A 19,415-nucleotide genomic window follows, 5' to 3' on the forward strand; every position below is an offset into this window, starting at 1 on the left:
AGTGGTCGCGAAAATCATCGAGTAGTCGGGCACACACTTCTGGTGGAGCTTCTCTGCGGCTCCACCGATCGCTCTTTGGAAAAAAAATGCACAGCCAAAAAATCCGTATTCGCCTTAAAGCCTTTGACTATCGCCTGATCGATCAGTCCGCACAGGAAATTGTTGAAACGGCCAAGCGTACCGGCGCCGTTGTCCGCGGTCCGGTGCCGTTACCGACCCGCACCGAGCGTTTTGATATTCTTCGTTCGCCGCATGTAGACAAGACCTCGCGCGACCAGTTTGAGATCCGCACTCACCTGCGCTTGATGGATATCATCGATCCCACCGACAAGACTGTCGATGCCTTGATGAAACTCGATCTTCCCGCCGGCGTTGACGTCGAAATTAAGTTGCAGTAAGCACCTGCGAGCGGCTATAATCGCCGCCTTTCGTCGGACAGTAGCGTAGTGAATACTGCCCGTTTTTTTGCAGTGCTCGCCGGCCAATCGTAGCCGGTCAGAGGAGAATAAACATGAGTCTAGGCCTTGTTGGTCGCAAGGTCGGCATGACGCGCATTTTTACCGAGGATGGAGTGAGTGTTCCGGTAACCGTGCTCGATGTGTCGAACAATCGCGTCGCCCAGATCAAAACGCCGGAGAAAGACGGCTATTCGGTCGTACAGGTGGCTTTCGGCAAGCGACGCGCCTCGCGCGTGAATAAGCCCCTCGCAGGGCATCTTGCCAAGGCGGGTGTCGAAGCCGGCCACGTCTTGAAGGAGTTTCCAGTATCTTCTGCCGACCTCGCTGCATTGCAGCCTGGCGACCAGATCAGCGTAAGCATCTTCGCGGTCGGTCAAAAGGTTGATGTCACAGGCCAGACCATCGGCAAGGGCTTCTCGGGAGGAATCAAACGGCATCAATTCAAATCCCAGGGGGCTGCTCACGGTAACTCGGTCTCGCATCAGGCCCTCGGTTCAACCGGAATGGCGCAGGATCCGGGTCGTGTTTTTCCTGGCAAGAAAATGCCGGGTCATCTGGGTACTGTCAAACGTACTCAGCAGAACCTTGAGGTCGTTCGTGTTGATGCTGAACGCCAGTTGCTGTTGCTCAAGGGTGCGGTCCCCGGTTCCAAAGGGTCGGACGTGATCGTGCGTCCTGCAGTCAAGGCGGGGGCATAAATGGAACTCAAGCTGATCAATGAACAAGGCCTGGAAGCGAGTCGCCTGGAAGCCTCCGACACGCTGTTTGGCCGCGAATACAATGAAGCACTGGTGCACCAAGTGTTGATTGCCTACCAGGCAAATGGTCGTGGCGGCAATCGAGCACAGAAAGGCCGGCATGATGTCCGGCATAGCACCAAGAAGCCTTGGCGCCAGAAAGGTACTGGACGCGCCCGCGCTGGCATGTCTTCTTCACCGATCTGGCGAGGAGGTGGCCAGGTCTTCCCGAGCTCTCCGGACGAGAACTTCGCTCATAAACTGAATCGCAAGATGTATCGCGCCGGGATGGCGTCGATCCTCTCGCAGCTTGCCCGCGAGGATCGTTTGGCGGTGGTCGATAATTTCACCATCGAAGCTCCAAAAACGAAGATTTTTTCCTCCAAGATCAAAGGGATGGGCTACGATTCCGTGCTCGTGATCACGGATGACCTCGATGAAAATGTATTCCTGGCAGCGCGAAATCTGCCGAACATTCTGGTTGTCGAGGTTCAGCAAGCAGACCCGGTATCACTGGTCCGGTTCCAGAAGGTGCTGATGACCAGAGGGGCACTCGCCAAGTTTGAGGAGATCCTGGGATGAATCAAGAACGTCTGATGCAAGTGTTGCTCGCTCCCCAGATCTCCGAAAAGGCAACCTTCGTTGCCGATAAACATGAGCAGGTGATCTTTCGTGTGGCATCCGATGCAACCAAGCCTGAGGTCAAGGGTGCAGTTGAATTACTGTTCAAGGTCTCGGTGAAGTCGGTACAGATCGCGAACGTGAAGGGTAAGCACAAGAAATTCGGCCGTAGGATGGGTCGCCGCAAGGGCTGGAAAAAGGCCTACGTCTGCCTGCAGCCGGGCCAGGAGATTAATTTTGTCGATGGAGGAGGCGTCTGATGGCACTCGTCAAAGTCAAACCGACCTCGCCGGGCCGCCGCGCCGTCATCCGGGTCGTGAATGCCGACCTGCACAAGGGCGAGCCTGTTGCTGCATTGCTTGAGCCACAATCAAAGAAAGCTGGTCGTAATAACAACGGCCATGTTACAACACGGCACCAGGGCGGCGGACATAAGCATCACTATCGGCTGATTGATTTCAAGCGCAACAAGGACGGGGTTCCGGCCAAGGTCGAACGCCTTGAGTACGACCCGAACCGAACCGCAAACATTGCCCTCCTTTGTTACGCTGATGGTGAGCGCCGCTACATCATTGCCCCGAAAGGCTTGGCCGTTGGTCAACAGGTCTCGAGTGGTTCTGAAGCACCGATCAAGGCGGGCAATGCTTTGCCGATCCGTAATATTCCGGTTGGTACGACAATTCATTGTGTCGAGATGGTGCCGGGCAAGGGCGCGCAGTTGGCACGATCCGCTGGTACCTCGGTACAGTTGTTGGCCCGTGAAGGTGTGCATGCGCAGCTCCGCTTACGTTCCGGCGAGATTCGTCGAGTGCATGTCGAGTGCCGTGCAACCGTCGGCGAGGTGGGTAACGAAGAGCATAGCTTACGTTCCATAGGCAAGGCCGGCGGCAACCGTTGGCGTGGTATTCGACCGACCGTTCGGGGCGTCGCGATGAATCCAATCGACCACCCGCACGGTGGCGGTGAAGGCAAGACAGCAGCAGGTATGCATCCGGTCAGTCCTTGGGGTACCAAGACCAAAGGTTATCGTACTCGTCGCAACAAGCGCACAACGTCGATGATCGTGCAGCGCCGCCAAAAACGCTAGGGGATAGATAACCATGGGACGTTCCGTTAAAAAGGGCCCGTTTGCTGATGCCCATCTGATTAAAAAAGTGAGCGTAGTGCGCGCGACGGGCGACAAGCGCCCGATCAAGACGTGGTCGCGCAGGTCGACCGTGCTACCGGATTTCGTGGGCCTCACTATTGCCGTTCATAACGGCAAGCAGCACGTACCGGTGTACGTCACCGAGAATATGGTTGGGCACAAACTGGGCGAGTTTTCACTGACCCGTACCTTCAAGGGCCACACCGCTGGCAAGAAGGCCAAGAAGTAAAGGAATGAATATGGAAACTCGTGCTGTTTTGCGTGGGGTTCGGCTGTCGAGTCAGAAAGGTAGGCTGGTGGCCGATCAGATTCGCGGTTTACCGATCGATAAGGCGCTCAACATTTTGAGCTTCAGTCCCAAGAAAGGTGCTGCAATTATCAAGAAAGTGCTCGAATCGGCTATTGCCAACGCCGAGCACAATGTCGGTGCCGATATTGACGAACTGAGGGTAAAGACTATCTGTGTCGAAAAGGGCATGGTGCTCAAGCGCTTTGCAGCTCGGGCAAAGGGGCGCGGCAACCGGATCGTCAAGCCGACCTGTCATGTATTTCTGACCGTCGGCAACTGAGGAACAAGAATGGGACAAAAGATTCATCCTGCTGGTTTTCGTCTGGCTGTTACGCGTGATTGGTCGTCTCGCTGGTACGCCAACAGCAAGAACTTTGCCGGCATGCTCAACGAAGATGTTCGCGTTCGCGAATACTTGCGGAAAAAGCTGAAACATGCTTCGGTCGGGCGCATCCTTATCGAGCGTCCAGCCAAGAACGCACGTGTGACCGTATTTTCGGCTCGTCCGGGTGTGGTGATCGGCAAGAAGGGGGAAGAGATCGACCACTTGCGAGTGGCCTTGCAGAAGATCATGGGCGTCCCGGTGCATGTGAGCATCGAAGAAATCCGCAAGCCCGAGCTGGATGCCCAGCTAATTGCCGACTCGATCACACAACAGCTTGAGAAGCGCATCATGTTCCGTAGAGCCATGAAACGGGCGATGCAGAATGCAATGCGGTTGGGAGCGCAGGGCATCAAGATCATGAGTTCTGGTCGTCTAAACGGAGTCGAGATTGCCCGGCGGGAATGGTATCGAGAAGGGCGCGTGCCGCTGCACACCTTGCGCGCCGATATTGACTACGCAACCTCGGAAGCGCTGACCACATATGGCCTGATTGGTGTCAAGGTCTGGGTCTTCAAGGGTGAAATTCTCAATCGCCAGGAACCGGCTGCTGTTTCTGCCGAACCGGCACTTGACGATCAGCGTCGGCCTCGCCGTTCCCCTCGCCCTGGTGAGGCGGCTGACCGACCGCGTACGGTAAGGACCAGGCTCGACGCACAGGAAGAGCTTGTGAGAGCCGAGGGCGTTGCTGCGGAAGCGAAGGCGCCCGTGAAACGAGTAAGAAAGGCAGGAACAGATGCTGCAGCCAACTAGAAGAAAATACCGCAAAGAGCAGAAGGGCCGCAATACCGGTCTGGCGCTGCGGGGTGCCAAAGTTAGTTTTGGTGAGTACGGGCTAAAAGCAATTGGTCGCGGGCGATTGACTGCTCGCCAGATTGAAGCGGCGAGGCGGGCCATGACTCGTCACATCAAGCGCGGTGGCCGGATATGGATTCGCATTTTTCCTGACAAGCCGATATCAAAGAAACCAGCCGAAGTCCGGATGGGAAGCGGCAAGGGGAGCCCGGAGTACTACGTGGCAGAGATCAAGCCGGGTAAGGTTCTTTACGAGATGGATGGGGTTGCCGAAGGTCTGGCGCGTGAAGCTTTTGCGCTTGCTGCTGCGAAGCTGCCGATTCCAACAGTTTTCGTCACGCGTATGGTGGGTTGATCATGAAAGTCAGTGAACTCAGAGCAAAAACCGTCGACGAGTTGAACAAAGAGTTGCTCGACTTGCTGAAAGCCCAGTTTGGCCTGCGCATGCAGCTTGCTACTCAGCAGTTGTCGAATAACAGTCAGATTGGCAAAGTGCGTCGTCAGATCGCGCGCGTGCGCACCCTTCTTCGTGAAAAGGCAGTCCAATAATGAGCGAGACCACCACCAGCAACACGCGTACCCTGGTTGGGCGCGTTGTCAGTGACCGAATGGAAAAGACCGTCACGGTGATCGTCGAGCGTCGCGTCAAGCACGCCATGTATAACAAGATCATCATCCGTTCGAACAAGTACCACGCACACAACGACAACAACCAGGCAAGAGTTGGCGATGTCGTTGAAATTCAGGAGTCTCGTCCGCTTTCGAAGACCAAGACATGGATGGTCACGAAATTGCTGGAACGTGCTGTTGCGATTTAGGATTTGCTTTTTCTGGCAAGTCCGCTATAATCTGCGGTTTTCCCGCGCTCGACAGCGTGTTGAGCGTTCCTCCCCTAGCGGGTTCCAAGACTGACCGCCACAGCGGGCCAAGTTGGAGTGACAGATGATTCAAGTGCAGAGTACTCTCGACGTTGCCGATAATACTGGCGCACGTTCGGTGATGTGTATAAAAGTGTTGGGCGGATCCAAGCGCCGCTATGCTGGTGTTGGTGACATTATCAAAGTCACTATCAAGGATGCGGCGCCGCGTGGACGCGTCAAGAAGGGTGATGTCTATAGCGCCGTAGTGGTGCGTACCGCCAAGGGCGTTCGCCGCCCCGATGGGTCGCTCGTCAGGTTTGACCACAATGCGGCTGTACTCCTCAATAACAAGATGGAGCCGATAGGCACGCGCATCTTTGGGCCGGTGACACGCGAGTTGCGTGGTGACCGTTTCATGAAGATTGTGTCCCTGGCGCCGGAAGTGCTGTAGGGAAGAAAGCGATGGAAAAGATTCGTAAGGGCGACGACGTCCTCGTCATCGCAGGTAAGGACAAGGGCAGGCGCGGAACTGTGCTTCGCCGTACCGACGCCGAGCATGTTCTTGTCGAAGGTGTCAATCGCGTCAAGAAGCATGTCAAGCCCAATCCGGTCAAGGGTGTTGCCGGCGGCATTGTCGAAATGGAAATGCCGCTGCACATCTCGAATGTTGCGATCTACAACCCGGCGAGCAGAAAAGCGGATCGTATCGGATTCAGAACGCTTGAAGACAATACCAAGGTGCGTTTTTTCAAGTCGAATGGTGAAGTGTTGGGGGCCTAAGGAGTAGTCATGGCGCGTTTGCTGGATTATTACAACACCACGGTAGTGGACGAACTGACCCGCAGGTTTGGGTACAAGTCGAGAATGGAAGTGCCGAGAATTACCAAGGTTACCCTGAACATGGGGGTGGGTGAAGCGGTCGCTGACAAGAAGGTTCTTGAGAACGCGATGAGCGACTTGGTCAAGATTGCCGGACAAAAGCCGGTGATCACCAAGGCTCGCAAGTCGATCGCCGGTTTCAAGATTCGTACGGGTTATCCGATCGGCTGCATGGTCACGCTTCGTGGTCCGCGCATGTTCGAGTTTATCGACCGCTTGGTGACTGTTGCGCTGCCGCGGGTTCGTGATTTTCGCGGCATTTCCGGAAAAGGTTTCGATGGTCGCGGCAACTACAACATGGGCCTCAAGGAACAGATCATCTTTCCTGAAATTGAGTACGACCGGATCGATGCGCTGCGTGGCATGAACATCAGTGTCACGACTACGGCCAAGACCGATGAAGAGGCGCGTGCCTTGCTTGGCGCGTTTAAATTTCCCTTCAGGAACTGAGACGAAATGGCGAAACTTGCTGTGATCAACCGTGGTGAGAAACGGCGCAAGATGGTTGCAAAGTATTCCAAGAAGCGTGCGGAGCTAATGGCTGTCGTATCCGACCAGAGTCGTTCTTTGGAAGAGCGGTTCGAAGCGCGCTTGAAAGTGCAGGCGTTGCCGCGCAATGCTAGTCCAGTCAGGCTCCGTAACCGCTGCCTGCTCACCGGCCGTCCGCGTGGCGTATTCCGCAAGTTTGGTTTGGGGCGTGGCAAACTCCGCGATTTCGTGATGCAAGGCGAGGTGCCAGGAATGATCAAGGCTAGCTGGTAGGCAGGAGATAACATAATGAGTATGAGTGATCCGATCAGCGACATGCTGACACGCATCCGAAATGCCCAGATGGCAAGCAAAGGCTCGGTCGCCATGCCGTCTTCCAAGGTAAAGATCGCCATTGCCCAGGTCTTGAAGGACGAAGGCTATGTAGAGGACTTTGCTGTGAGTCCGAACGATGGTAAGCCGGTTCTAGAGATTGGTCTGAAATATTACGCTGGCCGGCCGGTGATCGAACGCATCGATCGGGTTTCGAGGCCAGGCCTCCGAATTTATCGAGGTGTCAGTGATATTCCGCAGGTCATGAATGGACTGGGGGTGGCGATTGTATCGACTCCCAAGGGTGTCATGACTGATCGTAAGGCGCGCGCTAGCCATGTCGGTGGCGAAGTGCTGTGCTTCGTCGCGTAAAGGTTAGCCATGTCCCGCGTTGCAAAGAAACCAATCGTTCTCCCGCCGGGTGTCACCGTCGATCTTTCAGCAGAGCTCATCTCGGTGAAGGGTCCTCTAGGCGCTCTCGATTTTTCCTCCCACGCTGCAGTGACCATAGAACAGGAAGGCGACAGCTTATTGTGCAAACCTGTCGAGGGAGTAGCTCAATCCGATGCGCTTTCCGGAACCATGCGTGCCGTGATTGCCAATATGGTCACCGGGGTTAGCAAGGGGTTTGAGCGTAAGCTCAGTCTGGTTGGCGTTGGTTACCGCGCTCAAGTCCAAGGCGATACGCTTAACCTTAGCCTCGGGTTCTCGCATCCCGTGGTTTACCAGTTGCCTCAAGGGATCAATGCCACGGTGCCGACGCAGACCGAGATCGTGATCAAGGGGGTTGACCGGCAACTCGTTGGCCAGGTTGCGGCAGAGGTTCGCGCCTATCGTAAACCGGAGCCCTACAAGGGCAAGGGCGTACGTTATGCGGAAGAAGTGGTCGTGATCAAGGAAACGAAGAAGAAAAAGTAAGGGTGCTCAGATGATTGACAAAAAACAGGCGCGTTTGCGCAGATCTCGCCAGACACGTGCCAAAATTGCCGAACTCAAAGCAGTACGTTTGTCGGTTCACCGCAGCAACTGTCACATCTACGCGCAGGTGATTTCGGTTTGCGGAACGAAGGTTCTGGCAGCAGCATCATCGCTGGAGCCTGAAGTGCGCAAGCGGCTGCCCAACGGCGGAGACATCAGTGCGGCAAAAACGATTGGTCAATTGATCGCTGAACGCGCGAAACAAGCCGGAATTGACCAGGTGGCGTTTGATCGTTCCGGTTTCCGTTACCACGGGCGGGTCAAGGCGCTGGCAGATGCGGCGCGTGAAGCCGGTCTCAAGTTCTGATCGCACTGCAAAGAATTGGAGTAATCAATGGCTAAACCGCAAAGCAGGAAACCTCAGCAAGCCGACAAGCCGGACGACGGCATGCGTGAGAAGATGATCTCGATCAACCGTGTGACCAAGGTGGTAAAAGGCGGTCGCATTCTCGGTTTTGCTGCGCTGACCGTGGTGGGTGACGGTGACGGTCGGGTGGGGATGGGCAAGGGGAAGTCGCGAGAAGTTCCGGTGGCAGTCCAGAAGGCTATGGAAGAGGCGCGCCGCAATCTGATCAAGGTCAGTCTACGGAGTGGAACCTTGCAGCACACGGTCGTTGGTCATCATGGGGCATCGAAAGTGATGATGCAGCCGGCTCCTGAAGGTACCGGGATCATTGCCGGAGGAGCCATGCGGGCGGTCTTCGACGTCATAGGCATGACCAATGTGGTCGCCAAGGCGCATGGGTCTACCAATCCTTACAATATTGTTCGGGCGACGATCAATGGTTTGCGGGCAATGACCACGCCGGCCGAGGTTGCCGCCAAACGTGGCAAGACCGTTGCCGAAATCCTGGAGTGAGCCATGTCTGAGAAGAAAGTGAAAGTGACGCTTGTCAGAAGCCTGATTGGTACCAAGGAATCGCATCGCGCAACAGTGCGTGGTTTGGGGCTTCGGCGTTTGAATAGTACTTCGCTCCTGGAAGATACTCCGGCGATTCGCGGGATGATCAACAAGGTTTCCTACCTCCTGAAGTGCGAGGGCTGAAATGGAACTTAATACTGTTCAACCCGCCAAGGGGGCACGAACGGAAAGAAAGCGTGTCGGTCGAGGTATCGGCTCGGGTTTAGGCAAGACTTGTGGCCGTGGCCACAAGGGTCAGAAATCGCGCGCTGGCGGCTTCCAAAAAGTGGGCTTTGAAGGCGGACAGATGCCGCTGCAGCGCCGTTTGCCCAAACGTGGGTTCAAGTCGATGATCAATGCCCATAATGCCGAGGTCCGTTTGTCGGATATTGCGCGTCTTCCGGTCGATGAGATCGATTTGGCGACGTTGATGCAGGCCAATCTGGTCTCGCAGCATGCACTGTCGGCGAAGGTGGTGCTCTCCGGCGAAATCAACCGTAAGCTTACCCTCAAGGGTGTGAGGGCAACCGCTGGCGCGCGCGCAGCGATCGAAGCTGCTGGCGGCAGCCTTTCGGAATAACAAGCAAGAAAAAGGTGGCCTTTTTTGGTAACTAGCTCCAACACGGTCAGCAAGAGTGGAAAGTTCGGCGATCTAAAACGTCGGCTGTGGTTCCTGCTTGGTGCCTTGGTTGTGTATCGGATCGGCGCGCATATCCCGGTTCCGGGCATTGACGCCCAGACCTTGAGCATGCTGTTCAACAATCAGCAGGGTGGCATCCTGGGCATGTTCAACATGTTCTCGGGGGGGGCGCTTTCCCGTTTCACAATCTTTGCACTCGGGATCATGCCGTATATTTCCGCATCGATCATCATGCAATTGATGACTCATGCCAGCCCGCAACTCGAAGCGCTGAAAAAGGAAGGTGAAGCCGGGCGTCGCAAGATTACGCAGTACACGCGGTACGGAACAGTTTTTCTCGCTTTGTTTCAGGGAATTGGTATTGCTGTCGCGGTCGAATCACAGCCCGGATTGGTGATTGATCCGGGAATGCTTTTTCGATTCGTGACCGTTACCACTCTGGTCACTGGTACGATGTTCCTGATGTGGTTGGGGGAGCAGGTCACCGAACGCGGGTTGGGGAATGGAATCTCGATCATCATCTTTGCAGGGATCGCAGCCGGATTGCCAAATGCGATAGGCGGCTTGCTTGAATTGGTCCGTACCGGTGCCATGCATCCTCTGACTGCAATTCTGATTTGCATACTGGTCGTACTGGTAACCGCGTTCGTCGTTTTCGTTGAACGGGGACAACGCAAGATTCTGGTCAATTATGCGAAACGTCAGGTGGGTAACAAGATTTATGGTGGGCAGAGTTCGCACCTGCCGCTGAAACTGAACATGGCTGGAGTGATCCCGCCGATCTTTGCTTCATCGATCATTCTATTTCCTGCAACGATCGCCGGCTGGTTTGGCTCTGGAGAGTCGGTTCGTTGGCTGAAGGACATTGCGGATGCGCTGTCTCCGGGGCAACCGATTTATGTGATGTTGTATGCTGCGGCGATCATCTTTTTTTGCTTTTTCTATACAGCGCTAGTGTTCAATTCGAAGGAAACTGCCGACAACCTGAAGAGAAGCGGTGCATTCGTTCCCGGGATTCGGCCGGGTGATCAGACCGCACGCTATATCGACAAGATTCTGATGCGACTGACTTTGGTGGGTGCGGGCTATATCACCATTGTCTGCCTGTTGCCGGAGTTTCTGATCCTGAAATGGAATGTGCCGTTCTACTTTGGCGGCACCTCCCTCTTGATCATTGTCGTCGTCACCATGGATTTTATGACCCAGGTACAGGCGTATGCCATGTCGCACCAGTACGAGAGCCTGTTGAAAAAGGCTAACTTCAAAGGCTCACCGGCGAAATAGAATGGCAAAGGAAGACTTAATTGAAATGCAGGGAGAGGTTATCGAGAACCTCCCCAATGCCACCTTCAGGGTGAAGCTTGAGAACGGCCATGTTGTACTGGGTTTCATTTCCGGGAAGATGCGCATGCACTATATTCGCATCCTGCCGGGCGACAAGGTGACCGTGCAGCTGACGCCATATGATCTGAGTCGTGCACGCATCGTCTTCCGTGCCAAGTAAATGGAATGGTTTTTAGAAGAATCTACGATCTACGCAGCAATCTACGCAACAACCCGACGAAAGGCAGGCTGCGCCTCAGGCCGGGAAATCAGGAGTGAATCATGAAAGTGCTGGCATCTGTGAAACGCATCTGCCGCAAGTGCAAGATTATTCGGCGCCATGGCATTGTGCGTGTGATCTGTACGGATCGACGTCACAAACAGCGTCAGGGTTGATCGCTGCGACCCACCATGGTGAGTTGTCAGTCGGTTGAAGGCATAAACATTAAGTTTCGATTAATTGGGGTGAATCGATGGCACGCATCGCAGGTGTAAACCTCCCGAACCACCAGCATGCCGAGATTGCATTAACGGCCATCTACGGTATCGGACGTCCGCGCGCGCAGAAAATCTGTGATGCTGCTGGAGTTTTACGTTCAACGAAAATGAAGGACCTTACTGAGGCTGAGCTGGAGCGTTTGCGCGACCAGATTGGAAAATTCAGTGTCGAGGGTGACCTGCGTCGCGAAGTCACAATGAGTATCAAGCGCTTGATGGACTTGGGCTGCTATCGTGGCCTCCGTCACCGCAAGGGCCTGCCGTCGCGTGGCCAGCGGACGCGCACCAATGCGCGTACTCGCAAGGGACCACGGAAGCCGATCGCCGGCAAGAAATGATTAGGAACTAGGACCAGACCATGGCCAAGACTGCCGCAAAAGTTCGTAAAAAAGTCAAGATCAGAAAGAATGTGGCCGAAGGAGTGGCACATATCCACGCTTCGTTCAATAATACGATCATCACCATCACCGACCGCCAGGGTAACGCGCTGTCTTGGGCGACTTCGGGTGGCGCCGGCTTCAAGGGTTCACGCAAGAGTACCCCATTTGCTGCACAGGTTGCAGCTGAAGCTGCCGGCCGGGTTGCCGTCGAGTGTGGCGTCAAGAACCTCGAAGTCCGCATCAAGGGTCCTGGCCCTGGGCGGGAGTCGTCGGTGCGTGCGCTTAATGCGCTTGGGATGAAGATCACTGCGATCACCGATGTCACGCCGATCCCGCATAACGGCTGTCGGCCACCCAAGAAGCGTCGGATTTAAGGAGGAAAAATAGTGGCTCGCAATCTTGATCCGAAGTGCCGTCAGTGCCGCCGTGAAGGCGAGAAGTTGTTCCTCAAGGGGGAAAAATGCTTCACCGACAAGTGTGCGATCGAACGTCGATCGTACGCACCCGGTCAGCATGGTCAGAAGTCCGGGCAGCGCTTGTCCGACTATGGTGTTCACCTGCGGGAAAAGCAGAAGATTCGGCGTATCTATGGTGTTCTTGAAGGACAGTTTCGCAAGGTTTACAAAGAGGCTGACCGTCGCAGGGGCGTGACCGGTGAAGTGCTCCTCCAATTGCTGGAAGCTCGCCTCGATAGCGTTTGCTACCGCATGGGCTTCGCGGCCTCGCGCGCGGAGTCGCGCCAAGTGGTCAGGCACAACGGCGTTCTCGTAAACGGTCAGCGAGTCAACATTCCATCATACCAGGTCCGCCCCGGTGATGTCGTTGAAGTCGTCGAGAAGACGAAAGCACACCTTCGCGTCAAGGCCGCTTTGGCAGCTGCCGAAGCACGGGGCTTCCCCGAGTGGGTTGAAGTGGATGCCAAGGCTGCAAAGGGCACTTACAAGGCACACCCGGAGCGTAGTGAACTGCCGCCGACGATCAACGAGAGTCTCGTCATCGAACTCTACTCGAAGTAGTAGCAGCGAGGCTTGACGGAATCAGGCAAAGGGACAGTACATGCAAAGCAGTGGACTATTTAAACCGCGCATCATCGATGTGCAGAGCTTGTCGCCGGTGCATGCACGAGTGGTCATGGAGCCGTTTGAACGCGGTTACGGACATACTTTGGGCAATGCGCTGCGCCGGATTCTTTTGTCATCAATGCCTGGCTATGCACCGACCGAGGTCAGCATCGAAGGCGTACTGCATGAATACTCGACTATTGATGGTGTTCAGGAGGATGTGGTAGATATCCTCTTGAACCTGAAGGGGGTCGTCTTCAAACTGCACAATCGGGAAGAGGTTCTGCTGCAACTTCGCAAGGAAGGCAAGGGTGTTGTTAGGGCTGCGGACATCAATGTCTCTCACGATGTCGAGATCATCAATCCCGAGCATGTCATCGCCCACCTCTCAGCCGGTGGAAAGCTGGCAATGGAAATGAAAATCGAGCGGTCGCGGGGTTATGTGGCTGGCAACCTGCGCGAGATCAGTGATGGCAGCAAGAATATCGGCAAGCTGGTCCTGGACGCATCGTTCAGTCCGGTGCGCCGGGTCAGCTACGCGGTCGAGAGCGCGCGGGTCGAACAGCGAACCGATCTGGACAAGCTGATCATGGACATTGAGACCAACGGTGCCATTGATCCGGAAGAAGCCATTCGGACCGCCGCGCGCATCCTGATGGAGCAGCTTTCGGTGTTTGCCGACCTTGCCGGGACGGCGCTACCCATTGAGTATCAGAAGACGGTGCAGGTTGATCCACTGCTGCTGCGTCCTGTGGATGACCTGGAACTGACCGTTCGTTCGGCCAACTGTCTAAAGGCAGAAAACATCTATTACATTGGTGATCTGATCCAGCGCACCGAGAACGAGTTGCTCAAGACACCCAATCTGGGCCGCAAATCGCTGAATGAAATCAAGGAAGTGCTGGCCGCACGCGGTCTGACACTGGGTATGAAGCTTGAGAACTGGCCTCCCGCCGGCCTCGAGAAGTGAGCAGCCGGACAAGAACAGGAAGGAATTGATATGCGTCACCGTTTGGGTCTTCGTAAACTGAATCGTACCAGCGCCCATCGTCTGGCGATGTTGCGTAACATGACCGTTTCCTTGCTTCGTGAAGAAGCCATCAAGACCACCTTGCCGAAAGCCAAGGAGCTTCGGCGCGTCATTGAGCCGATCATCACCCTTGGCAAGAAACCTAATCTTGCCAATCGTCGTTTGGCATTTGACCGGCTGCGCGATCGGGAGATGGTGGTCAAGGTGTTCGACGAACTTGGGCCACGTTATGCAACCCGCAATGGCGGTTATCTGCGGATTCTGAAGTGTGGTTTTAGAGATGGCGACAATGCGCCGATGGCATTTGTCGAGTTGATGGATCGCCCGGAACGCAGCGCTGTCGCCGAATAGACGGCAGCACTAGTCGACGCTATTAGCGCGCAAGAGCCAGGCTGTGGGCCTGGCTTTTTTTGCTCTTTGGCTATGAACAGCGTATTGGAGACGATTCGGTTGGAACAGCTGCACCGGACTCCTCCAGTTGTTGCAGTGCCCACATCTGCGCGTACAGGCCGCCAGCGTCGAGCAATTTAAGGTGTGAGCCGCGTTCTACGATATGGCCGGCATCCATCACCAGGATCTCGTCGGCATTCATAATCGTCGATAAGCGATGGGCGATCACCAGTGTCGTGCGGCCGCGAGCCGCGTTGTCCAGACTCGCCTGGATGGCTTTCTCGGTTTTTGAGTCGAGTGCCGACGTCGCTTCATCAAAGATCAATACCTGCGGGTTCTTGAGCAGCGCCCGAGCGATAGCAACACGCTGCTTTTCTCCTCCCGAGAGTTTCAGTCCGCGTTCGCCGACCCGCGTTTCGTAGCCATCGGGGAGCAGTTCGATGAACCCCGCGAGCTGTGCCGCGGTGGCTGCGGCAAGCACCTGTTCGCGGCTGGCCTCGGGCCGGCCGTACTGAATGTTGTAGTAAATGGTGTCGTTGAACAACACGGTATCCTGCGGTACGATGCCAATGGCTGCACGTAGGCTCGCCTGGGTGATTTTGCGCAGATCGTACCCGTTGATTCGGACATGACCGCTGCTGATGTCGTAGAAGCGGTAGAGCAGCCGTGCCAGGGTCGATTTTCCGGAACCTGACTCGCCGACCACGGCGAGGGTGCGCCCGGCCGGAATCACAAAATCAACGCTGTACAGAATTTGCCGGTTGGTTTCATAGAAAAAGTCCACATCGGAAAAGCGGATCTCCATCGGGCCAGCAGCCGGCAGGGTCATGGCGTCTGGCGCATCGGCGATCTCCCGGTGCACTGCGAGCAAGTCGAACATACGCTCGATGTCCGCCAGCGACTGGCGAATTTCGCGGTACACCACGCCGAGGAAGTTGAGTGGCATGTAGAGTTGAATCAGGAAAGCGTTGACCAGCACCAGATCGCCGAGGGTCATTGAGCCCGCGACCACACCACTGGCTGCTCGCCACATCATCGCCGTGACCCCCAAAGCAATGATGATCTGCTGGCCGAGGTTGAGCCAGGACAGGGAGACCTGGCTTCTGGTCGCCGCGTCTTCCCATAGGTGCATCTGCTGATCGTAGCGGCGGGCCTCGTACTGCTCATTGTTGAAGTATTTGACCGTTTCGTAGTTGAGCAGGCTGTCGATGGCACGAGTATTTGCTGCCGAGTCCATTTCGTTGAGTTTTCGGCGAATGCCGATCCGCCAGTTACTGACCTTGACCGTGAATACCACATAGGCCGTCAACGAAGCCAGGGTGATCAGGACAAAGGCACTGTCGTACCTGACCAGGAGGATTGTCAGGACGAGCGTGATTTCAACCAGGGTCGGGAGAATCGAATAGAGCGTGTAGCTGATCAGACTGGAGATCGATCGGCTGCCGCGCTCGATGTCGCGTGAAACGCCACCAGTCTGCCTTTGCAGATGAAAACGCAGCGAGAGGTCGTGCAGGTGTCGGAAAACCTCCAGCGCGATCTGGCGTACAGCGCGTTGCGTGACGCGTGCAAAGAGAATCTCGCGCAACTCCGTGAACAGCGAGGTCGAAAAACGCAGTGTGCCGTAGAGCAGCAGCAGCATGGCGGGCAAGGCGAGTGCCTGTTGCGTGCTGCTCAGGCCGTCGATCATCTCCTTGAAAACCAGCGGCACGCAGACATTGGCCAGTTTTGCACTGAACAAACACGAGAGGGCCATAAAGGCTCGCCATTTGTATTGCCACAGATAGGGCAGCAACTTGTTGAGGGTCAACCAGAGATGACTGTCGGCGGCCGCGGGTCGTTCGGTTGCAGGGTAGGGGGAGGCGGCTCGGCGCATGGCTTTGGCGTATCGATCGGGTTTCTGATCCTTGGAGTATGCCCTGTTGTCGAGTGAGGTCTCAAGGATCGGTTCAGAAAGCGGCAAAAAAACTTGCATTCGGAAAGCGATGGCCCTAACATTGAAACGAACGTTTGAACTATATATATTGTTGCCAGTCATTCGAAGCGCATATTGCAGCATTTCCTGGGTCAGCGAGCGATTCTATGTCCGATCAGAAAACCACAAGCGATACCCGTGAGCGCATCCTGGACGTTGCCGAACGTCTGTTCATGGACAACGGCTACGAAGCGACGTCGATGCGGGCGATCACCAGCGCGGCGGAAGTCAACCTGGCGGCGGTGAACTACCATTTCGGTTCGAAAGAGGCGTTGTTGTGCGAGGTCTTCCGGCGTCGCTTGACCTGGCTCAACGAGCAGCGCCTGCAGGCCCTCGACAAGCTCGAAGCGCAGGCTGCCGGCGCACCGCTCAAACCGTCGCAGATACTCGAAGCATTTTTCGGTACCTTGTTGCGAATGGGTGAGGACCCGTCACTCGGTGGTATGACCTTTCTGCGTCTGCTCGGGCGAACCCTGACCGAGCCAGCTGAGTTCATTCGAACCTTTTTTGCCGGTGAGTATGCGCAAGTGATCGATCGCTACAAGCGGGCGCTATTTCGTGCCTTGCCGGACGTTCCAAAAGCAGAGATTGTCTGGCGCCTGCATTTCATGCTGGGCGCCATGTCCTACGCAATTGCCGGTACCGACGTGCTGCAGGTCGTCACCGGTTGCGAAGTGGGAGACCTCGCGGGCGAAGCCAGTTGCGACGACCCGGATACGGTGCTGGCCAGACGCCTGGCAGAACGGCTGATGCCATTTCTGCTCGGTGGCCTGCGGGCACCCTTGCCCCAGTTTCATGAGGAAGCCAATAAACAAAAAGAGCCGTCTTCGAAGACGGTCTGATATTCCAGGGACAAGGCGCGAAGCGCAAGGTCCAACATACAACACCCAGGACCAGCAATAGGAGAAGCAGCAATGATCACAACGGTCGTCTCGATCATCATCGGTATCACACTGGTGAGTCTGGTCGTGCTATTCGGCTTTCGCCCCTTGCGGCGAGCACTGATTAGCCGGCCAATTTTCAATACCTACAAACGGATTCTGCCACAGATGTCGGATACCGAGCGCGTTGCGCTCGAGGCCGGCACGGTGTGGTGGGACGGCGAACTGTTCCGCGGTAATCCTGACTGGGAAAAGCTGCTCGCCTATCCGGTGCCAACGCTCAGGCCGGAAGAGCAGTCCTTCATGGACAATGAGGTCGAGCAGGTCTGTGCGTTGGTGGATGACTGGCAGGTGACGAACGAATTATACGATCTGCCACCACAGGCATGGCAGTACATCAAGGACAAGGGCTTTCTCGGGATGATCATCCCGAAGAAGTATGGCGGTCTCGAATTCTCGGCCTACGCCCACTCGCAGATCGTCACCAAACTGTCGACGCGTTGTTCGGCGTTATCGGTATCGGTGATGGTGCCCAACTCGCTCGGTCCCGCCGAACTGTTGCTGCACTATGGAACCGAAGCGCAGAAGAACCACTACCTGCCACGATTGGCCAAGGGAATCGAGATTCCTGCCTTCGCCCTGACCAGCCCCTGGGCCGGTTCAGACGCCGGCTCGATCCCCGACGTCGGCATTGTCTGCAAGGGCATGTGGCAGGGCCGGGAAGTGCTCGGCATGCGTGTGACCTGGGACAAGCGTTACATTACCCTCGGTCCGGTGTGCACCATCCTCGGTCTGGCTTTCCATCTTTATGATCCGGATGGTCTACTCGGCAGCAGGAAGCATCTCGGCATCACCTGCGCGCTGGTGCCGCGTGACACGCCCGGTGCAGAAATCGGTCGTCGCCACTTCCCGCTCAACGCCATGTTCATGAATGGCCCGACACGCGGCAAGGACGTCTTCATGCCGCTCGACTACGTGATCGGTGGCCCGGCAATGGTGGGTCAAGGCTGGCGGATGCTGATGGAGTGTCTGGCGGCTGGTCGCTCGATCTCGCTGCCGTCGTCGAACGCCGGCATGGCGCAACTGACGGCTCGCACGGTCGGTGCCTACGCGCGCGTTCGCAGTCAGTTCAAAATGGCGATTGGGCGCTTCGAAGGCGTTGAAGAGCCGCTGACGCGCATCGGGGCCTACACCTATATGATGAATGCCGTGCGCATCATGACGGCTGGTGCCATCGACCTCGGCGAGAAGCCATCGGTGGTCTCGGCAATTGCCAAATACCATGTCACCGAGCGCGCCCGCCAGGTCGTCAATGATGGTATGGACATCGTCGGCGGCAAGGGGATCTGTCTTGGGCCATCGAACTTCATTGGCCGTGCCTATCAGCAGCTGCCGATCGGGATTACCGTGGAAGGGGCAAACATCCTGACGCGCAGCATGATCCTGTTTGGTCAGGGAGCCATCCGCTGTCATCCGTATGTCCTAAAGGAGATGAAATCGGCTTTCAATCCGGATCCGCAACAGGGTCTGCGCGATTTCGACAAGGCCTTTTTCGGTCACCTGGTGTTCACCATCGGACATGCTTTCGGGGCGCTGAGGAAGGGCCTGACCGGGTCGCATTTCGTCTCCGTGCCAGCCAATGTCGCTCCGGAAACCCGGCGCTACTACCAACAGCTGACGCGTTTTGCCTCGGCTTTCGCCTTCCTTTCAGACATCTCGATGCTGGTTCTAGGCGGCGAATTGAAGCGCCGGGAAAAGCTCTCGGCACGGCTTGGCGACATCCTGTCGATGCTGTATCTGTGTTCGGCAACGCTTAAGCGCTATGAGTCGGAAGGGCGTCAGCAGGCCGACGCGCCGCTGATGCACTGGGCGATGTGGGATGCGATGTACAAGGCGCAGATGGCGTTTGACGGGGTGATTGCAAATTTTCCGGTGCGCTGGATCGCGCGCATGCTCTACCGTCTCGTCTTTCCTCTTGGGCACCCATACGACGTGCCCTCGGATCGGATTGGTCATCAGGTGGCAAAGTTGCTGATCGAACCGTCGGCTGCGCGCGACCGTCTGACCGCCGAATCCTATCTGCCCAAGGTCGAAAGCGAAGCCGTCGGCGCACTCGAACTGGCGCTGGCGGCAACCATTGCCGCTGAACCGATCGAAGCCAAGATTCGCGCTGCTGAAAAGAGTGGCGTACTGACCGACAATCCCGATGCCAATGTCCGCGACCTGGCGCATGCGTCGTTTGCCGCTGGCATCGTTACCGCGGCAGAGTACGCCGTGCTCAAGAGGCGTAACGAACTGCGCGACATCGTCATTCGCGTCGACGATTTCCCGCATGACCTCGGGCATGTGCGGCAACAGCCGCTGCTGCACAAAGCCGCCTAGACAACCGGTC

At 56.2% G+C, this 19,415-nt stretch carries 32 protein-coding genes; 31 read left to right on the top strand and 1 reads right to left on the bottom strand.

Annotation, left to right across the window (positions count from 1 at the left end):
* Positions 1 to 86 precede the first annotated feature (86 nt).
* From rpsJ to rplQ, 29 genes are all read left to right on the top strand, one after another.
* On the top strand, positions 87 to 398 hold the full coding sequence (gene rpsJ, locus AW06_RS01220; RefSeq protein ID WP_034923830.1) for a 30S ribosomal protein S10: 312 nt from the start codon (positions 87 to 89) through the stop codon (positions 396 to 398).
* A gap of 113 nt (positions 399 to 511) precedes the next feature.
* Positions 512 to 1,156 (top strand): 50S ribosomal protein L3, encoded by a 645-nt coding sequence (rplC, locus tag AW06_RS01225; RefSeq protein ID WP_034944321.1) that lies wholly within the window; start codon positions 512 to 514, stop codon positions 1,154 to 1,156.
* Positions 1,157 to 1,777, top strand: coding sequence for a 50S ribosomal protein L4 (gene rplD / locus AW06_RS01230; RefSeq protein WP_034944323.1), 621 nt, complete (start codon positions 1,157 to 1,159; stop codon positions 1,775 to 1,777).
* The gene (rplW, locus tag AW06_RS01235; protein ID WP_273704276.1) at positions 1,774 to 2,076 is read left to right on the top strand and encodes a 50S ribosomal protein L23; all 303 of its coding nucleotides are present in this window, start codon (positions 1,774 to 1,776) and stop codon (positions 2,074 to 2,076) included. Before rplD ends, rplW begins: the two co-directional genes overlap by 4 nt.
* Positions 2,076 to 2,903: a 50S ribosomal protein L2 gene (gene rplB, locus AW06_RS01240; RefSeq protein WP_034944326.1), complete on the top strand. Its 828-nt coding sequence runs from the start codon at positions 2,076 to 2,078 to the stop codon at positions 2,901 to 2,903. The genes rplW and rplB overlap by 1 nt, the downstream gene beginning before the upstream one ends.
* A gap of 13 nt (positions 2,904 to 2,916) precedes the next feature.
* On the top strand, positions 2,917 to 3,192 hold the full coding sequence (gene rpsS / locus AW06_RS01245) for a 30S ribosomal protein S19 (protein WP_034944328.1): 276 nt from the start codon (positions 2,917 to 2,919) through the stop codon (positions 3,190 to 3,192).
* A 10-nt stretch (positions 3,193 to 3,202) separates the two neighbouring features.
* On the top strand, positions 3,203 to 3,532 hold the full coding sequence (gene rplV / locus AW06_RS01250) for a 50S ribosomal protein L22 (RefSeq protein ID WP_034944336.1): 330 nt from the start codon (positions 3,203 to 3,205) through the stop codon (positions 3,530 to 3,532).
* Positions 3,533 to 3,541: 9 nt separating this feature from the next.
* Positions 3,542 to 4,387, top strand: coding sequence for a 30S ribosomal protein S3 (gene rpsC, locus AW06_RS01255; RefSeq protein WP_034944339.1), 846 nt, complete (start codon positions 3,542 to 3,544; stop codon positions 4,385 to 4,387).
* Positions 4,371 to 4,784: a 50S ribosomal protein L16 gene (rplP, locus tag AW06_RS01260; protein ID WP_034944340.1), complete on the top strand. Its 414-nt coding sequence runs from the start codon at positions 4,371 to 4,373 to the stop codon at positions 4,782 to 4,784. The genes rpsC and rplP overlap by 17 nt, the downstream gene beginning before the upstream one ends.
* Positions 4,785 to 4,786: 2 nt before the next feature.
* Positions 4,787 to 4,978, top strand: coding sequence for a 50S ribosomal protein L29 (rpmC, locus tag AW06_RS01265; RefSeq protein ID WP_034944341.1), 192 nt, complete (start codon positions 4,787 to 4,789; stop codon positions 4,976 to 4,978).
* The gene (gene rpsQ / locus AW06_RS01270) at positions 4,978 to 5,247 is read left to right on the top strand and encodes a 30S ribosomal protein S17 (protein WP_034944347.1); all 270 of its coding nucleotides are present in this window, start codon (positions 4,978 to 4,980) and stop codon (positions 5,245 to 5,247) included. The genes rpmC and rpsQ overlap by 1 nt, the downstream gene beginning before the upstream one ends.
* Positions 5,248 to 5,371: 124 nt before the next feature.
* Positions 5,372 to 5,740: a 50S ribosomal protein L14 gene (gene rplN / locus AW06_RS01275; RefSeq protein WP_034914334.1), complete on the top strand. Its 369-nt coding sequence runs from the start codon at positions 5,372 to 5,374 to the stop codon at positions 5,738 to 5,740.
* 11 nt (positions 5,741 to 5,751) lie between these two features.
* Positions 5,752 to 6,069 (top strand): 50S ribosomal protein L24, encoded by a 318-nt coding sequence (gene rplX / locus AW06_RS01280; protein ID WP_034944356.1) that lies wholly within the window; start codon positions 5,752 to 5,754, stop codon positions 6,067 to 6,069.
* A 9-nt stretch (positions 6,070 to 6,078) separates the two neighbouring features.
* Complete coding sequence (rplE, locus tag AW06_RS01285) at positions 6,079 to 6,618, top strand: 50S ribosomal protein L5 (RefSeq protein WP_034944361.1); 540 nt, start codon at positions 6,079 to 6,081, stop codon at positions 6,616 to 6,618.
* A 6-nt stretch (positions 6,619 to 6,624) separates the two neighbouring features.
* Positions 6,625 to 6,930, top strand: coding sequence for a 30S ribosomal protein S14 (gene rpsN / locus AW06_RS01290; RefSeq protein WP_034944382.1), 306 nt, complete (start codon positions 6,625 to 6,627; stop codon positions 6,928 to 6,930).
* Between the two features lie 15 nt (positions 6,931 to 6,945).
* The gene (rpsH, locus tag AW06_RS01295; RefSeq protein ID WP_034944384.1) at positions 6,946 to 7,341 is read left to right on the top strand and encodes a 30S ribosomal protein S8; all 396 of its coding nucleotides are present in this window, start codon (positions 6,946 to 6,948) and stop codon (positions 7,339 to 7,341) included.
* Positions 7,342 to 7,350: 9 nt separating this feature from the next.
* A complete protein-coding gene (gene rplF, locus AW06_RS01300) occupies positions 7,351 to 7,887 on the top strand; it encodes a 50S ribosomal protein L6 (protein ID WP_034944401.1) in 537 nt (178 codons plus the stop codon).
* A 13-nt stretch (positions 7,888 to 7,900) separates the two neighbouring features.
* Positions 7,901 to 8,254 (top strand): 50S ribosomal protein L18, encoded by a 354-nt coding sequence (gene rplR, locus AW06_RS01305; protein WP_046534993.1) that lies wholly within the window; start codon positions 7,901 to 7,903, stop codon positions 8,252 to 8,254.
* A 27-nt stretch (positions 8,255 to 8,281) separates the two neighbouring features.
* The gene (rpsE, locus tag AW06_RS01310; RefSeq protein WP_034944407.1) at positions 8,282 to 8,806 is read left to right on the top strand and encodes a 30S ribosomal protein S5; all 525 of its coding nucleotides are present in this window, start codon (positions 8,282 to 8,284) and stop codon (positions 8,804 to 8,806) included.
* 3 nt (positions 8,807 to 8,809) lie between these two features.
* A complete protein-coding gene (rpmD, locus tag AW06_RS01315) occupies positions 8,810 to 8,992 on the top strand; it encodes a 50S ribosomal protein L30 (protein ID WP_034944410.1) in 183 nt (60 codons plus the stop codon).
* A 1-nt stretch (position 8,993) separates the two neighbouring features.
* Positions 8,994 to 9,428 (top strand): 50S ribosomal protein L15, encoded by a 435-nt coding sequence (gene rplO / locus AW06_RS01320; protein ID WP_034944419.1) that lies wholly within the window; start codon positions 8,994 to 8,996, stop codon positions 9,426 to 9,428.
* 24 nt (positions 9,429 to 9,452) lie between these two features.
* Positions 9,453 to 10,772, top strand: a complete 1,320-nt coding sequence (secY, locus tag AW06_RS01325; RefSeq protein ID WP_034944422.1) for a preprotein translocase subunit SecY — start codon at positions 9,453 to 9,455, stop codon at positions 10,770 to 10,772.
* Position 10,773: 1 nt separating this feature from the next.
* On the top strand, positions 10,774 to 10,992 hold the full coding sequence (gene infA / locus AW06_RS01330; RefSeq protein WP_015767904.1) for a translation initiation factor IF-1: 219 nt from the start codon (positions 10,774 to 10,776) through the stop codon (positions 10,990 to 10,992).
* 101 nt (positions 10,993 to 11,093) lie between these two features.
* A complete protein-coding gene (rpmJ, locus tag AW06_RS01335; RefSeq protein ID WP_034923764.1) occupies positions 11,094 to 11,207 on the top strand; it encodes a 50S ribosomal protein L36 in 114 nt (37 codons plus the stop codon).
* 77 nt (positions 11,208 to 11,284) lie between these two features.
* Positions 11,285 to 11,647, top strand: coding sequence for a 30S ribosomal protein S13 (gene rpsM / locus AW06_RS01340; protein ID WP_034923761.1), 363 nt, complete (start codon positions 11,285 to 11,287; stop codon positions 11,645 to 11,647).
* Between the two features lie 20 nt (positions 11,648 to 11,667).
* The gene (gene rpsK, locus AW06_RS01345) at positions 11,668 to 12,063 is read left to right on the top strand and encodes a 30S ribosomal protein S11 (RefSeq protein WP_034910014.1); all 396 of its coding nucleotides are present in this window, start codon (positions 11,668 to 11,670) and stop codon (positions 12,061 to 12,063) included.
* Positions 12,064 to 12,075: 12 nt separating this feature from the next.
* Positions 12,076 to 12,705: a 30S ribosomal protein S4 gene (gene rpsD / locus AW06_RS01350; protein ID WP_034944429.1), complete on the top strand. Its 630-nt coding sequence runs from the start codon at positions 12,076 to 12,078 to the stop codon at positions 12,703 to 12,705.
* A gap of 40 nt (positions 12,706 to 12,745) precedes the next feature.
* A complete protein-coding gene (gene rpoA, locus AW06_RS01355) occupies positions 12,746 to 13,720 on the top strand; it encodes a DNA-directed RNA polymerase subunit alpha (RefSeq protein ID WP_034944436.1) in 975 nt (324 codons plus the stop codon).
* A 30-nt stretch (positions 13,721 to 13,750) separates the two neighbouring features.
* Positions 13,751 to 14,131, top strand: coding sequence for a 50S ribosomal protein L17 (gene rplQ / locus AW06_RS01360; protein ID WP_034944439.1), 381 nt, complete (start codon positions 13,751 to 13,753; stop codon positions 14,129 to 14,131).
* Between the two features lie 70 nt (positions 14,132 to 14,201).
* Here the strand turns inward: rplQ and AW06_RS01365 are convergent, their stop codons facing one another.
* Positions 14,202 to 16,043: an ABC transporter ATP-binding protein/permease gene (locus AW06_RS01365; RefSeq protein ID WP_034944517.1), complete on the bottom strand. Its 1,842-nt coding sequence runs from the start codon at positions 16,041 to 16,043 to the stop codon at positions 14,202 to 14,204.
* A gap of 206 nt (positions 16,044 to 16,249) precedes the next feature.
* Here AW06_RS01365 and AW06_RS01370 point away from each other — a divergent pair, with 206 nt between their 5' ends.
* Positions 16,250 to 16,984 (top strand): TetR/AcrR family transcriptional regulator, encoded by a 735-nt coding sequence (locus AW06_RS01370; RefSeq protein ID WP_034944442.1) that lies wholly within the window; start codon positions 16,250 to 16,252, stop codon positions 16,982 to 16,984.
* 72 nt (positions 16,985 to 17,056) lie between these two features.
* The gene (locus AW06_RS01375) at positions 17,057 to 19,405 is read left to right on the top strand and encodes an acyl-CoA dehydrogenase (protein WP_046534990.1); all 2,349 of its coding nucleotides are present in this window, start codon (positions 17,057 to 17,059) and stop codon (positions 19,403 to 19,405) included.
* The last annotated feature ends 10 nt before the right edge of the window (positions 19,406 to 19,415 follow it).

The sequence above is a fragment of the Candidatus Accumulibacter cognatus genome, assembly GCF_000584975.1.
In the GTDB taxonomy this organism is placed as follows: Bacteria; Pseudomonadota; Gammaproteobacteria; order Burkholderiales; family Rhodocyclaceae; genus Accumulibacter; species Accumulibacter cognatus.

Coding starts and splice junctions, on each gene's coding strand:
- rplV (WP_034944336.1), top strand. CDS start 3,203: ATGGAAACTCGTGCTGTTTTGCGTGGGGTTCGGCTGTCGAGTCAGAAA.
- rplO (WP_034944419.1), top strand. CDS start 8,994: ATGGAACTTAATACTGTTCAACCCGCCAAGGGGGCACGAACGGAAAGA.
- rplQ (WP_034944439.1), top strand. CDS start 13,751: ATGCGTCACCGTTTGGGTCTTCGTAAACTGAATCGTACCAGCGCCCAT.
- rpsC (WP_034944339.1), top strand. CDS start 3,542: ATGGGACAAAAGATTCATCCTGCTGGTTTTCGTCTGGCTGTTACGCGT.
- rplF (WP_034944401.1), top strand. CDS start 7,351: ATGTCCCGCGTTGCAAAGAAACCAATCGTTCTCCCGCCGGGTGTCACC.
- rpmC (WP_034944341.1), top strand. CDS start 4,787: ATGAAAGTCAGTGAACTCAGAGCAAAAACCGTCGACGAGTTGAACAAA.
- AW06_RS01370 (WP_034944442.1), top strand. CDS start 16,250: ATGTCCGATCAGAAAACCACAAGCGATACCCGTGAGCGCATCCTGGAC.
- rplC (WP_034944321.1), top strand. CDS start 512: ATGAGTCTAGGCCTTGTTGGTCGCAAGGTCGGCATGACGCGCATTTTT.
- rpsE (WP_034944407.1), top strand. CDS start 8,282: ATGGCTAAACCGCAAAGCAGGAAACCTCAGCAAGCCGACAAGCCGGAC.
- rpsQ (WP_034944347.1), top strand. CDS start 4,978: ATGAGCGAGACCACCACCAGCAACACGCGTACCCTGGTTGGGCGCGTT.
- rplP (WP_034944340.1), top strand. CDS start 4,371: ATGCTGCAGCCAACTAGAAGAAAATACCGCAAAGAGCAGAAGGGCCGC.
- rplX (WP_034944356.1), top strand. CDS start 5,752: ATGGAAAAGATTCGTAAGGGCGACGACGTCCTCGTCATCGCAGGTAAG.
- AW06_RS01365 (WP_034944517.1), bottom strand. CDS start 16,043: ATGCGCCGAGCCGCCTCCCCCTACCCTGCAACCGAACGACCCGCGGCC.
- rpmD (WP_034944410.1), top strand. CDS start 8,810: ATGTCTGAGAAGAAAGTGAAAGTGACGCTTGTCAGAAGCCTGATTGGT.
- rpoA (WP_034944436.1), top strand. CDS start 12,746: ATGCAAAGCAGTGGACTATTTAAACCGCGCATCATCGATGTGCAGAGC.
- rpsK (WP_034910014.1), top strand. CDS start 11,668: ATGGCCAAGACTGCCGCAAAAGTTCGTAAAAAAGTCAAGATCAGAAAG.
- rplN (WP_034914334.1), top strand. CDS start 5,372: ATGATTCAAGTGCAGAGTACTCTCGACGTTGCCGATAATACTGGCGCA.
- rpsJ (WP_034923830.1), top strand. CDS start 87: ATGCACAGCCAAAAAATCCGTATTCGCCTTAAAGCCTTTGACTATCGC.
- rpsS (WP_034944328.1), top strand. CDS start 2,917: ATGGGACGTTCCGTTAAAAAGGGCCCGTTTGCTGATGCCCATCTGATT.
- rplW (WP_273704276.1), top strand. CDS start 1,774: ATGAATCAAGAACGTCTGATGCAAGTGTTGCTCGCTCCCCAGATCTCC.
- infA (WP_015767904.1), top strand. CDS start 10,774: ATGGCAAAGGAAGACTTAATTGAAATGCAGGGAGAGGTTATCGAGAAC.
- rpmJ (WP_034923764.1), top strand. CDS start 11,094: ATGAAAGTGCTGGCATCTGTGAAACGCATCTGCCGCAAGTGCAAGATT.
- AW06_RS01375 (WP_046534990.1), top strand. CDS start 17,057: ATGATCACAACGGTCGTCTCGATCATCATCGGTATCACACTGGTGAGT.
- rpsH (WP_034944384.1), top strand. CDS start 6,946: ATGAGTATGAGTGATCCGATCAGCGACATGCTGACACGCATCCGAAAT.
- rplB (WP_034944326.1), top strand. CDS start 2,076: ATGGCACTCGTCAAAGTCAAACCGACCTCGCCGGGCCGCCGCGCCGTC.
- rplE (WP_034944361.1), top strand. CDS start 6,079: ATGGCGCGTTTGCTGGATTATTACAACACCACGGTAGTGGACGAACTG.
- rplD (WP_034944323.1), top strand. CDS start 1,157: ATGGAACTCAAGCTGATCAATGAACAAGGCCTGGAAGCGAGTCGCCTG.
- rpsM (WP_034923761.1), top strand. CDS start 11,285: ATGGCACGCATCGCAGGTGTAAACCTCCCGAACCACCAGCATGCCGAG.
- rpsN (WP_034944382.1), top strand. CDS start 6,625: ATGGCGAAACTTGCTGTGATCAACCGTGGTGAGAAACGGCGCAAGATG.